The organism is Nocardia brasiliensis NBRC 14402, assembly GCF_000308475.2.
Classification (GTDB): Bacteria; Actinomycetota; Actinomycetes; order Mycobacteriales; family Mycobacteriaceae; genus Nocardia; species Nocardia brasiliensis.
The window spans coordinates 1-12,806 of the sequence record NZ_BAFT02000011.1; the positions used below are offsets into that span (position 1 = coordinate 1).

11 protein-coding genes are annotated in these 12,806 nt (G+C 69.2%); 3 read left to right on the forward strand and 8 right to left on the reverse strand.

The annotated features are described in order from the left end of the window. The 6 genes from TY25_RS02055 to TY25_RS02080 all read right to left on the reverse strand — a co-directional run. Nucleotides 1-1,058 (reverse strand): translation initiation factor IF-2 N-terminal domain-containing protein (locus TY25_RS02055; RefSeq protein ID WP_236639082.1); only part of this gene is annotated, 1,058 nt, incomplete at its 3' end. A 551-nt stretch (nt 1,059-1,609) separates the two neighbouring features. Then, a complete protein-coding gene (gene ndk / locus TY25_RS02060) occupies nt 1,610-2,026 on the reverse strand; it encodes a nucleoside-diphosphate kinase (protein ID WP_042253663.1) in 417 nt (138 codons plus the stop codon). Between the two features lie 82 nt (nt 2,027-2,108). Then, nucleotides 2,109-2,516, reverse strand: a complete 408-nt coding sequence (locus TY25_RS02065) for a DUF4233 domain-containing protein (RefSeq protein ID WP_042253665.1) — start codon at nt 2,514-2,516, stop codon at nt 2,109-2,111. Then, nucleotides 2,513-3,982, reverse strand: coding sequence for a bifunctional tetrahydrofolate synthase/dihydrofolate synthase (folC, locus tag TY25_RS02070; protein ID WP_439650343.1), 1,470 nt, complete (start codon nt 3,980-3,982; stop codon nt 2,513-2,515). Before folC ends, TY25_RS02065 begins: the two co-directional genes overlap by 4 nt. Then, nucleotides 3,979-6,657 carry a valine--tRNA ligase gene (locus tag TY25_RS02075; RefSeq protein WP_081868624.1) on the reverse strand — a complete coding sequence of 893 codons (2,679 nt, stop codon included), beginning with the start codon at nt 6,655-6,657 and terminating at the stop codon, nt 3,979-3,981. The genes folC and TY25_RS02075 overlap by 4 nt, the downstream gene beginning before the upstream one ends. Nucleotides 6,658-6,850: 193 nt before the next feature. Beyond that, complete coding sequence (locus TY25_RS02080; protein ID WP_042253667.1) at nt 6,851-7,774, reverse strand: NAD(P)/FAD-dependent oxidoreductase; 924 nt, start codon at nt 7,772-7,774, stop codon at nt 6,851-6,853. Between the two features lie 91 nt (nt 7,775-7,865). On the opposite strand from TY25_RS02080, the gene TY25_RS02085 reads away from it, so the two are divergent. Both TY25_RS02085 and TY25_RS02090 read left to right on the forward strand, forming a co-directional pair. Next, nucleotides 7,866-8,459 (forward strand): helix-turn-helix domain-containing protein, encoded by a 594-nt coding sequence (locus tag TY25_RS02085; protein WP_042253668.1) that lies wholly within the window; start codon nt 7,866-7,868, stop codon nt 8,457-8,459. Nucleotides 8,460-8,623: 164 nt separating this feature from the next. Continuing rightward, the gene (locus TY25_RS02090; RefSeq protein WP_052382743.1) at nt 8,624-9,364 is read left to right on the forward strand and encodes an AAA family ATPase; all 741 of its coding nucleotides are present in this window, start codon (nt 8,624-8,626) and stop codon (nt 9,362-9,364) included. A gap of 12 nt (nt 9,365-9,376) precedes the next feature. Here the strand turns inward: TY25_RS02090 and TY25_RS02095 are convergent, their stop codons facing one another. Together TY25_RS02095 and TY25_RS02100 are read right to left on the reverse strand one after the other, a co-directional pair. Beyond that, the gene (locus tag TY25_RS02095) at nt 9,377-10,333 is read right to left on the reverse strand and encodes a diacylglycerol kinase (RefSeq protein WP_042253669.1); all 957 of its coding nucleotides are present in this window, start codon (nt 10,331-10,333) and stop codon (nt 9,377-9,379) included. Continuing rightward, nucleotides 10,330-11,907 carry an FAD-binding oxidoreductase gene (locus tag TY25_RS02100; protein WP_042253675.1) on the reverse strand — a complete coding sequence of 526 codons (1,578 nt, stop codon included), beginning with the start codon at nt 11,905-11,907 and terminating at the stop codon, nt 10,330-10,332. Before TY25_RS02100 ends, TY25_RS02095 begins: the two co-directional genes overlap by 4 nt. A gap of 98 nt (nt 11,908-12,005) precedes the next feature. Between TY25_RS02100 and TY25_RS02105 the strand changes: the two genes are divergently transcribed. Continuing rightward, nucleotides 12,006-12,653, forward strand: coding sequence for a TetR/AcrR family transcriptional regulator (locus TY25_RS02105; RefSeq protein ID WP_370466223.1), 648 nt, complete (start codon nt 12,006-12,008; stop codon nt 12,651-12,653). The last annotated feature ends 153 nt before the right edge of the window (nt 12,654-12,806 follow it).

Consider the following 12,806-nt stretch of genomic DNA (forward strand, 5'->3'; position numbering starts at 1 on the left):
GTGGTGGCGCGGCTGCGGCTCTTGTTCCGCGGTTCGCGCTCGTGCACCACGGTGTTCGGCGGGTCGTCTTCGGTGACGTCGGTGGCGTCGCCGGAATCACCGGCGACCTTGCGCCGCCGCCGCCGACGCCGGCGGCGGCTGGAACCGTCGCCCGCGTTCTCGTCGTCGTCGGCATCGGCATTGTCGTCGGCCGCATCGGTCGACTCCGCGGTGTCGGCGTGCTCGGCGGGCTGCTCGTCGTCGGAATCCGACTCGGCCTCGCCGTCGTTGTCGTTCTCGTCGTCGGCGTCGCTGTGCTGTTCACCACGACCGCGGCCGCGGCCCCGGCGGCCACGCCGCCTGCGGCGCGGCTGATCGTCGCCGTCATGCTGCTGGTCGGCCGGGTCCTGCTCGTCCTCGACGGTCTCGGGCTCTTCCTCGACCTGCTCGACCACCGGCTCTTCGCGGCGGGTCTCCCGCTCGGTGCGGCGCTTGCGGCGGGCCTGCTCGGCCGCGGCGGCGTCCGGCGGCAAGAACAGCGGCGCCTGCACCACGGCGGCGGACTCGAAGACCACCGGCGCGGCGACGTGCGGCTCTTCCCGGACGGGATGGGTGAACAGCTGGATCGACGGCTGATGCGCGACCTCGCTCGGCCGCTCGGAGCCGGCCGACCCGACGATCGGGTCGGGTGCGGAGAAGACGAGGCCGCCGTGGCCACGGCTCGGCGGCGACTCGACGATCTCGGCCTGCTGCTCGACCGGAGCCGCGGCGGCGGGCGCCGAAGGTTCCGCGGGCGGGGCCGCCTGGGTTTCCTGCGTCGGGGCAGCCGGAGTCTCGGCGACCGGGGTCGCGGTGGGGGTCTCCCCCTCCGGCGGGCCGAGCGCGTCGCGGACGGATTCCGCGATCGCCCGGTCGACGTTGGATTGCGCGCTGCGCGCGTCAGCTCCCAGCTCGGTGAGCTTGGCCAGGATGCGCTTGCTCGTTACTCCCAGGCGCTTGGCGAGTGCATGAACTCGGATCCGCTCCGGCAATTGTTCCGCATCCTGTGGTGTTGTTCCCGATGGCTCTTGTTCGGCCACGAAGTCTCCTCGGACCCCCGGGCGCGTCCCTCCCGGTAAGGAGTGACGCGGCCGACGCGGGGGCACTGTCCGTTCGCCTCACGCCGCTCGGCGCAAGGTCATCTGGTCTCGCCCCGCATGTCCGGTTATCACCATGTCGATCGTCGGTTGGGCTAACTGGTCACGCGGCGCCTGGCTGTTGGCTGAACTCCACGGTGTGAGCGCTCATCCAGCGTGCCGACGCGAACAGCGAGCCCGCGCAACCGGGCCTTTTGTCCGTGGCAGCGATGATCGGCATCGAACCGCGGTGTGTCATCCGGTTGCGATCGTCCCGATCATCCGCGTACCTGCGCGAACAGTCGGCATCAACAGCAACCGCTTCCAAGTATCCCACACCACGCGCGGCGAGTACGCCGCGGCGCACGGCTCGCTTCGCTGACGCTCAGCTTCGCCGCACGCCGGGGGCGCTGTTGCCTTCGGTTCACTCGCTCACGTCAGCGGTCTGCCGCCATTGGTGTCGATGGCCCGGCCGCGGCAGTCGCGCGCGACCGGGCGGGCTCGGCAACTGTCGGTTAGATGCGGAACTCGGGGAACCAGAGAGCAATCTCTCGTTTGGCGGATTCGGGCGAGTCGGACCCGTGCACCAGGTTCTCCTGGGTCTCCAGGGCGAAGTCGCCACGCACGCTGCCGGGCACGGCCTTCTCGACCGGGTCGGTGCCGCCGGCGATCTGCCGGAACGCCGCGATGGCGCGCGGCCCCTCCAGGATGGCCGCGACGACCGGGCCGGAGGTGATGAATTCGATCAGGGAGCCGAAGAACGGCTTCTCGGCGTGCTCGGCGTAGTGGCCCTTGGCCAGGTCCTCGGACACGTGCTTCAGTTCGAGAGCCGCGATCTTCAGGCCCTTGCGCTCGATGCGTACCAGCACCTCGCCGACGAGGCCACGGGCCACACCGTCCGGCTTGATGAGTACCAACGTCTGCTCAGTCACGGCGACACTCTAACCGGCACCCCCGCCGGGTACCGAACCCGCGGTTCCGTCGCGGCCGCGACGGACCTTCCCCGGGCCCGATTCAGGAGGAACGCGGGAGCCGCTGGCTCGGCAGCAAACCCTTCTCGATCCGGCCGCGCACGTCCGCGCGCAGCACCAGGATGAAGCCCCACACCACGGCGAAGACGATGCCGATGATGCCGATGGAGAGATGGATGAAGGTGCCGAGCAGCACCAGAACCTGCAGGCCCAGATTGAACGGCATCGCCCAGGAGCGGCCCTGCAGTCCGGCGCCGAGGAACATCACGATGGCGAGCACGACGAGGTAGGTCCCCGACCACCAGGTCACCCCGCCGCCGACCGAACCGACGACCGGCAGCGCGAGCAGCACCACGATCGCCTCGAGCACGAGAGTGCCCGCCATGACGCCGCGGAAACCCTTCCACGGGTCCGTGGCGGGCGGTGGCACCGAACCGGTCTCCTCGGTCATGCCGGGTCCTTTCCGAACAGTGCGCGCGTCGCGCCCGCGGTCACCACCGAGCCGGTCACCACGACGCCCGCGCCGGATACCATCTCCCCGGCCTCACCGACCTCTTCGGCGATGGCGATGGCGGATTCCAGCGCGTCCGGCAGGGTCGAGGCGGTGATCACGCGCTCGTCGCCGAAGCGCTGGACCGCGAGATCGGCGAGCACGTCCACGTCCATCGCGCGCGGGGAACCGTTGCTGGTCACGACGACTTCGTCGAACACCGGCTCCAGCGCGCTGAGGATGCCGTCGGCGTCCTTGTCTGCCAGTACCGCGACCACACCGACCAGCTTACGGAAGTCGAACTCCGCGGTGAGGGTGGCCGCGAGGGCCTGCGCGCCCGCGGGATTGTGCGCGGCGTCGATGAAGATGGTGGGCGCGTTGCGCATCCGCTCGAGCCGGCCCGGACTGGTCACGTTCGCGAAACCCGCACGCACGGCGTCGATGTCGAGCTGCCGGTCGGCGCCCGCGCCGAAGAAGGCCTCGACCGCGGCGAGCGCGAGTACCGCGTTGCGCGCCTGGTGCTCGCCGTGCAGCGGCAGGAAGATCTCGTCGTAAACGCCACCGAGACCCTGTAATTCGAGCTGCTGGCCGCCGACCGCGATCTGGCGGGCGAGCACCCGGAATTCGCCGCCCTCGCGGGCCACCGCGGCGTCGACCTCGACGGCGCGGCGCAGCAGCACGTCCATCGCCTCCGGGTCCTGCTCCGCGATGATCGCGACGGTGTCGCGCGGGATCAGCAGGTCCGGTGCGCGTTTGATGATGCCGGCCTTCTCCCCCGCGATGCTGGTGAGATCGGTGCCGAGAAAGTCGGTGTGGTCCATGCCGATCGGGGTGATCACCGCGATCTGCCCATCGATCACATTGGTGGCGTCCCAGGTGCCGCCCAGGCCGGTCTCCACCACCGCGACATCGATCGGCGCTTCGGCGAACGCCGCGAACGCCATACCGGTGAGCACCTCGAACTTGCTCATCGGCGGGCCGCCCGCGTCGGCCGACTGCGCGTCGATCATCTCGATGAACGGCACCAGCTCGCGGTAGGTCTCCACGTACTGGGCCGGGCTGATCGGCGCGTTGTCGATGCTGATCCGCTCGGTGGCCAGTTGCAGGTGCGGGCTGGTGATCCGGCCCGTGCGCCGATGCAGCGCGGTGAGCAGGGCGTCGATCATCCTGGTCACCGAGGTCTTGCCGTTGGTGCCCGCCACGTGGATCGCCGGATAGCTGTGCTGCGGCGAGCCGAGCAGATCCATCAGGGTGGCGATCCGGGTGAGCGAGGGCTCGATCTTGGTTTCCGGCCAGCGGGTGTCGAGTTCGGCCTCCACCAACGCCATTTCGGCGAGTTCCACCGGCGACGGACCGGAACTCAGCCGCGGCCCCGCCGCCGGGTGCCGCAGTTCGTCGCCGTATTGCGGCTCCGGTTCGTGGTTCATTTGCCGCTCAGTTCCGCGAGCCGGGCGCTGATCCGGGCCACCTCGGCGGTGGCGATCTCTTGCCGCGTCTTGATCTTGGCGACCACCGGTTCCGGCGCCTTGGCGAGGAAGGCCTCGTTGCCGAGCTTGGCCGTGGTGGTGGCCACCTCCTTCTCCGCGACGCCCAGATCCTTTTCCAGGCGGCGACGTTCGGCATCCAGGTCGACGGCGCCGGAGGTGTCCAGCTCCACCGTGACGGTGGCCGCGCTCAACCGGACCTCCAGCGAGGCGGTCGCCGCGAAATCGGCGCCGGGCTCGGTGAGCCGGGCCAGGTTCGCCACCGGCGCGTGCAGGTCGGTCAGCCCGGCCGCGTCGAGACCGTTGAGTTTGGCCGCCACCTTCTGCTTGTCCGCCAGACCCTGGTCGCTGCGGAACCTGCGGATCTCGGTGATGAGCCGCTGAGTGTCCGAAATTCGTTGCGCGGAAACCTGATCGGTCGGCACGCCGGTGGCCTGCGGCCAGGCCGCGACCACCAGGGATTCGCCGCCGGTCAGCGCCTGCCACAGCGATTCGGTGACGAACGGGATGACCGGGTGCAGCAGCCGCAGCACCGCGTCCAGCACGGTGCCGAGCACCACCCTGGTCGATTCGGCGCGGGTCTGCTCGGCCGCGAACTGCACCTTGGTCAATTCCAGGTACCAGTCACACAATTCGTCCCAGGCGAAGTGGTACAGCGCCTCGCAGGCCTTGCTGAACTCGTAGGCGTCGAAGGCCGAATCCACTTCGGCGCGTACCTCTTCGAGCCGGTCCAGGATCCAGCGGTCGGCATCGGTGAGCGTGGCACGATCCGGCAGCGCCCCGGTGTGCGCGCCGTTCATGAGCGCGAACTTGGTGGCGTTGAACAGCTTCGTCACGAAGCTGCGCGAGGCGAGCGCGTGCTGCTCACCGACCGCCGCGTCGCTGCCCGGCTGGGCACCGCGCGCCAGCGTGAAACGCACTGTGTCCGCGCCGTATTCGTTGATCCACACCAGCGGATCGATGCCGTTGCCGCGCGACTTGGACATCTTCTTGCCGTACTGATCGCGGATCAGGCCGTGCAGGAACACATCTTTGAACGGCACCTGGCGCGCACCGTTCTTGCCCGCGGTGAGCACCGGGTCCTCGGCCACGAAGGTGCCGAACATCATCATCCGGGCCACCCAGAAGAACAGGATGTCGTAGCCGGTGACGAGCACGTTCGTCGGATAGAACTTTTCCAGTTCCGGCGTGGCGTCGGGCCAGCCCAGCGTGGAGAAGGGCCACAGCCCGGAGGAGAACCAGGTGTCGAGCACGTCCGGGTCCTGCACATAGCCCTCGGGCGCGGTCTCGTCGGGACCGACGCACAGCACCTCGCCCTCGGGGCCGTACCAGATCGGGATGCGGTGACCCCACCACAGCTGCCGCGAGATGCACCAGTCGTGCATGTTGTCGACCCAGTCGAACCAGCGCGGCTCGGAGCTGGCCGGGTGAATCACGGTGTCGCCGTTGCGCACCGCGTCACCCGCGGCCTTGGCCAGCGACTCGACCTTGACCCACCACTGCATGGACAGACGCGGTTCGATCGGCTCACCGCTGCGTTCGGAATGCCCGACGCTGTGCAGGTACGGCCGCTTCTCGGCGACCACCCGGCCCTCGGCGGCGAGCCGCTCGCGCACCGCGACGCGCGCTTCGAAGCGGTCCATGCCGTCGAATTCGGTTCCGGTATCGACGATCCGGCCGCGCTCGTCCATGATGTTCGGCATCGGCAGGCTGTGCCGCACGCCCATCTCGAAGTCGTTCGGATCGTGGGCGGGGGTGATCTTCACTGCGCCGGAACCGAATTCGGGATCTACGTAGTCGTCGGCGATGATCGGGATCTGCCGGCCGGTGATGGGGTGTTCCAGGGTGGTGCCGACGAGCGCCCGGTAGCGCGGGTCCTCCGGGTGCACGGCCACCGCGGTGTCGCCGAGCATCGTCTCGACGCGGGTGGTCGCGACGATCACGTGCGGTTCGTTGTCGTCGAGCGAGCCGTACCGCAGCGAGACCAGCTCGCCTTCGACGTCCTCGTACTTGACCTCGATATCGGAGATGGCGGTGCGCAGCGCGGGCGACCAGTTGACCAGTCGCTCGGCGCGGTAGATCAGCCCGGCGTCGTAGAGCCGTTTGAAGATCGTCTGCACGGCGCGGGACAGGCCGTCGTCGAGGGTGAATCGGTCCCGGCTCCAGTCGACGCCGTCGCCGAGCGCGCGCATCTGCCACTGGATGGCGCCACCGGATTCGCGCTTCCAGTCCCACACCTTGTCGATGAACAGCTCGCGGCCGAAGTCTTCCTTGGTCTTGCCGTCGACGGCCAGCTGCTTCTCCACCACCGTCTGGGTAGAGATTCCGGCGTGGTCCATGCCGGGCAGCCACAGCACCTCGTAGCCCTGCATGCGCTTGCGGCGGGTGAGGGTGTCCATCAGGGTGTGGTCGAGGGCATGGCCGATGTGCAGGTTGCCGGTGACGTTCGGCGGGGGTAGCACGATGGAGTACGGCGGCTTGTCGCTGGTGACGTCCGCCTCGAAATAGCCAGCGGCTACCCAGCGCTCGTACATCGAGGCCTCTACCTCGCCGGGGTTCCAGCTCTTGGGAAGGGCATCGGCACGATTACGTGGATTGTCAGGGGCTGCGCTGGTCACCCGACGATTCTAGTAGTCGGGCTCAACGGATTTCCGCAGGGGCGGGGGCTGCGCGCACAAACAAAAAGTAAGGCGGAGTCTTCGGTGGATGAGGGACACCGAAGACTCCGCCTACAAGTCATAGCTTACCGTCCCAGCTGGAAGTGCTCCGGAATCCATACGGAATTCTCAGCTTCGGGCGGTACCTCCCCGGCTAACCCGTCGAAACGGGCATTTGGGCGGCCGCCAGGGCCAGATCGCCGTTGATGTCGACCGCCGCGGTGTAGCCCGCACCCGCCGCCACGACCACCTGAGCCGCGGCGTTCGCGACGTTCCCCGCAGCCCAGACTCCGGGCACGCTGGTGCGCCCCGCGGGGTCGGCGACCACCCATCCTTTGTCGTCGAATTCGCAGCCGAGCCCGTGCAACAGATCGGCCTCCGGCACAAAACGCGGCGCGACGAACAGCGCCGCGCGCGCAACGGTCCGGCCGTCGGTCAGTTCCACTGCGCGCAACGTGCCGTCGACCACCAGCCGGGCGACCGTTCCCTCGACGATCCGCACGCCCACCGCGGCGAGCCGCGCACGGTCGGCGTCGGACAGTTCCATGGTGTGCGGGAACAGGACCACGTCGTCGGACCATTGCGGCAGCAGCAACGCTAGGTGCAGCACCCGGGGGTCCGCCCCGCCGAGCAGACCCAGCGGCTGGTCGCGCACTTCGTAGCCGTGACAGTACGGGCAGTGCAGCACCTCGGCGCCCCACCGTTCCCGCACGCCGGGCAGGTCGGGCAGTTCATCGCGCAGACCGGTCGCGATCAGCAACCGGCGTGCCGTCAGCACCCGGCCGCTCGCCAGCCGGACGGTGAAATCCGCACTGCCCTCGATCTTTTCGGCCTTCGTCACGAAGTCGTCGATCAGCTCGCCCCCGTAGCCCGCGACCTCGGCCGCACCGACGGACAGCAGTTCGCCCGGCGGCATGCCGTCCCGCGAAAGGAAGCCGTGCATGTGCTCGGCGGGCGCGTTGCGCGCCGGTCCCCCGCGCACCACCGCGACCCGGCGCCGCGACCTGGTCAGCACCAGCGCCGCGGACAGTCCCGCCGCGCCCCCGCCGACCACCACTACCTCGTATGTCTCGTTCATCAGTGATCACCTCCGCCGACAGCGTGCCGTTCCGCGTCCTGTTACGGCAACCAATATTGCCAATTCCGGGAAATCGGGGTGCACTGGAGTGATGGAGAACCAGCCGACCATCGCCGCGACCCTCGCCGACATCGGTCCCCGGCTCAAAGCGGCGCGCACCCAGCGCAAAGTCACCTTGACCGCCTTGGCCGAGACGACCGGGATCTCCAAGAGCACACTGTCGCGGCTGGAATCCGGCCAGCGCCGCGCCAGCCTCGAATTGCTGCTGCCGATCGCGCAGGCCCTGCAGGTACCGCTCGACGAACTCGTCGCCGCCCCCCGGAACGCCGATCCGCGGGTGCACGCTTCCGCGCGGAAGATCAACGGTATCACCGTCTTTCCGCTCACCCGGCAGCCCGGACCGTTGCAGGCCTTCAAGATGGTGCTGCCCGCCGATCGCACCGAACCGGAGGTGCGGGTGCACGAGGGCTACGAGTGGCTCTATGTGCTGTCCGGCCAGTTGCGGATGATCCTCGGCGAGCACGATGTCGTCCTCGGGCCCGGTGAAGCCGCCGAATTCGATACCCGCCAACCGCATTGGTTCGGCAGTACCGGCCGCGGTCCGGTGGAATTGCTCAGCCTCTTCGGCAGTCAGGGCGAGCGGATGCACCTGCGGGCCAGGCCCCGGCGCGGCCGCGCGGATTGATCACAATTCGACCGTGTCCGTATTGTCCGTTCTTGCCAGATCGGCTCGAGATGCGGACGCTGGAGAGTGTGAACGCATCCGGTAGTCGCCTTCAGGGGAATCTCAGTGAAAAACCAGGGTATTCCCCGTTGCGACGCCGAAGACGTTTGGGGACGCTGGAAGAGGTGAAGCCCCCGCTCGACACGTACGCCGACGAAGCCGTGCTCCCGCTCGCCGAACCCGCGCTACCCGCCGAGGCCGACTGGCCGCCCGCGGACCTGCTCGCCACCGAAGTGGTGCCGCCCGTCTTCACCCCCGACGCAGTGCACGACCTGCGGGGTCGTTCCATCGATGAATTGCAGTACCCCGCAACCGCGGCCCTGGTCGTCGCGGGTTTGCCGGGTGCGGGCAAGAGCACCGTGCTGCGCCGCTTCTTCGGGACCGACACCGACGCCGAGCAGCCGTGCGGCGGACCGGAAGGTTCGGTGGTGCTCGATTCACTACAGGTCCGCAATCGGTTGCGGCATCGGCTCGGCTGGCTGCCCTACGCGCTGTGGCGGCCCGTGGTGCACGTCGCACATTTCGCCGGAATCCATGCGGCACTGCGCGATACGGACGGTCCGGTGGTGATCCACGACTGCGCCACCGTCGGGTGGGCGCGGCGGGTGATCTCGTTCTGGGCCGCCGGATACGGCCGCGAACTGCACGTGATCCTGCTCGACGTGCCCGCCACCGTGGCCAAGGCCGGTCAGCACGCGCGGGGACGACGCTCCAACCGAATGACGTTCGTGCTGCACTGCTTTCGCTGGCGGCAGCTGATGGACCGGTTGCGCTCCGGGCAGACCATGCGGCCCGCGCCGGAGTCGCTGGTGATCGTCGACCGGCGCACGGTCAACCGGATGCGCCGAGTCACCTTCGCCGCGTAGCGGATTACCCGCTCACGGCACCAGCACGGTGAGCGCGCCGCGCACGGCGCGCACCGTGATCGGCAGCGCGCCCGCCGGTTCACCGTCCGCCGTGGCCGGGGTATCGGGCGCGGTGAGCGTGATCTCCGCGGCGCGATACTGGGTGACCTTCGGGTGGATCTGCCGCTTGCCCGCCGACAGGGCGGGCAGCAGCCGCAGCATCTCGCGGCGCGACAGCGCGCCGACGACCGTCAGATCGAGTAGCCCGTCGTCCATTTCCGCATCCGGACAGATCAGCATGCCGCCGCCATAGGTGCGGGTGTTGCCGATCGCGACCATCACCGCGTCGATCTCCAGGTTCGAACCGCCGCCTGGGTTGGTCAGTCCGTCGGTGACCGCGCCGGTCAACGCCACCCGGTAGGGCACCGGGAACAGGCGCGAGATCTCGGCCAGTGCCGCCACGGTGTAGCGCATACGGCCTTTCGGCCAGCTCATCCGGTTCGCGCGCAGGCTGACCCTGGCGTCGAACCCGGTGCCGGACACGGTGGCGAACCAGGTCGGCGCCGAACCCGGTACCGGCGCGTCGATCCGGCCGAGGTCGATGGCGCGCTCGCGCCCATCGAGCACGACATCGGCCGCGGCCACCGGATCCTCGGTGGGGATGCCGAGCTCCCTGGCGAGATCGTTGCCGGTGCCCGCCGGGATCATGCCGAGCGGCACACCCGATTCGGCGACGGCCGCGAGGATCACGTTGACCAGACCGTCGCCGCCGATGCAGACCACCGCGGCCGGGCGATCCCGTTCGATCGAATCCCGGACCTGCTGTACCGATTCGGCGGCGGAGGGCGCCCGCACCTCGGTGATCACGACGCCACGGGCACGCAGCCGTGCCAGCGCCGCATCCGCGACGTCGTGGCCCTTGCCGTGCCCGGACCGCGGATTGGTCACGACGGTGACCGAACGCCCGCTGCGGGATGAATCCTGTGTCACGGAACCAGCTTTCCAGGATTGAGGATGCCCGCGGGATCCAGTTCGGCTTTCACCGCGCGCAGCACGCGCACCCCGAGCTCGCCGATCTCGGCGGGCAGCCAAGGCCGATGATCGGTACCGACCGCGTGGTGATGGGTGATGGTGCCGCCCGCCGCCACGATCGCGTCGCCGACGGCCAGTTTCGCGGTGTGCCACTGGGCGATCGGATCGTCGAGTTGCTTGGCGACGATGGTGAAGTACAGTGAGGCGCCCGTCGGGTAGGTGTGCGAGATGTGGCACATGACCAGCGGCGGGGTGCCCTGACCGGCGAGTGAATCGGTGAGCGCCGCGGTGACTTTCGCTTTGAGCACCGGCACGTTCGACCAGATCGTCGCGGTCTCCAGGGTTTCGCACAGCACGCCGACATCGAGCAGTGCGTCACGCATGTACGGCGCGCCGAAGCGGCCGTGTTCCCATTCCCGGGCCGGAGTTTCGCCGAGATCGGTGCCGCCCGCCGCGGCCAGCAACGCACCCGCCTCGGCACTGCGCGCCGCGACGTGCGCCGCGCTGCCTTCGAACGTGGTGATGGCCAGGCAGCCGGTGACGGCATTGCCGCCGATATCGCCCGCGCGCGCGAGGTTGATGCCGGTTTCGGCCTCGTCGGACAGGCGCAGCACGGTCGGCGCCGCCCCCGTCTGCACCACCGAACGCAGTGCGGCGGCGCCGGTTTCGAAGTCTGGGAAAGACCATGCTTGGTACGCAACGGTTTCCGGTACCGGATGCACCCGCACCGTCACCTCGGTGATCACGCCGAGCGCGCCTTCGGAACCGACGAACAGCTCACGCAGATCCGGGCCCGCCGCGGACGCCGGCGCGCGGCCGAGTTCCACTGTGCCGCTGGGGGTAGCGACCTTCAGTCGCTGCACCATGTCGTCGAAGCGGCCGTACCCCGCGGACGCCTGACCGGACGAGCGGGTCGCCGCGAAGCCGCCGATGGTGGCGAACTCGAAGCTCTGCGGAAAGTGGCCGAGCGAAAGCCCTTGCGCGGCAAGTAATTGCTCGGTACGCGGACCGGTGAGACCGGCGCCGAGGGTCACCACGCCGCTGATCGGGTCGACGTCGGTGACGGTATCGAGCCTGCGCAGGTCCAGCGCGATCACGGCGTCGAAACGACCGCGGACCGGGTCGACGCCGCCGACCACGCTGGTTCCGCCGCCGAACGGCACCACGGCGATCCGCTGCTCGGCGCAGTAGGCCAGCACGGCCAAGACCTGCGCGTGGTCAACGGGGGCGACGATGGCGTCGGGCGCGTCCTGCGGCTCTTCGGCACGACGGCGCAGCAGATCGAAGGTGCTCTTACCGCCCGCGTGGCGCAACCGGTCGCGGTGGTCGGCCGACACGTTGTCCGCGCCGACCACCCCGGCCAACCCGTCTCGCTGGTCCGGCGTGAGCGCCGACTCGCGGAGCAGCACATCGCCCTCATCGCGGCGCGCCACCGGGTCGCCGGACACTCCGAACACCTGCGTCAAGAGGTTCCGGATCTGTGCCGACAGCGGCTTGTGTCCGGCGGGAATGCCCCAAGCATCCCAGACCATACCCGCCGCGGCCTCGGTTGCGCCCGAGTTCTGCGCGGGAGCCGGTTCCTCGCCGGTGTGCTTCTGCGTCTCGACCATGCGTTACAGTTTGACATAGAATGTCAAGTAGTAACGATGAGCCGCCGACCCGAGGTGACACCTTGACCGCTCCGGACGAGTCCGCCGACACCGCACCCTCCGCGATCGACCTCGCGATCTTCGAGGCCGCGCGCCGCTGCGTCGAGGAATTCGGCGTGCGCCGCACCACCCTCACCGAGGTAGCTCGGCGGGCCGGGGTCAGCAGGCCGACCGTTTACCGCCGGTGGCCGGACACCGGCGCGCTGGTAGCCGAGCTGCTGGTGCGCGAGCTGCGTGCGATCGTCACCGACACCATGCCGCGCGCGGGCACCGGACGGGCCCGGTTGGTCGAGGGCATCGTCGCCGGCGCCGCGACGGTGCGCTCGAACTCGTTGTTCGGCAAGATCTTCCGCACCGACACCGACCTGATGCTCACCTACGTGTTCGGCCGGCTGGGCCGCAACCAGCGCGCCCTGATCGAGCTGTTCGCGGCCGGAATCCGAGAAGGCCAGCAGGACGGCTCGATTCGCGCAGGCGATCCGGAACACCTGGCCACCATGCTGCTACTGATCGCGCAATCCGCCGTGCAATCCGCAGGCACGGTCGCGCCCGTGCTGCGCGGCACGGAACTCGACGCCGAACTGCGCCACGCGATCAACGGCTACCTCGTTCCAGGTGCGCCCCGGTGAACACGGTTCGGGTTGTGCGCCATGCGGTTCGGGTTGCCCCCCACGCGGTTCGAGTTGGCCCCGCGCGGTTCGGGTTACGCCCCACGTGGTTCGGGTCGCCCCCCCACGCAGTTCAAGTTGGCCCCGCGCGGTTCGGGTTACGCCCCCACGCGA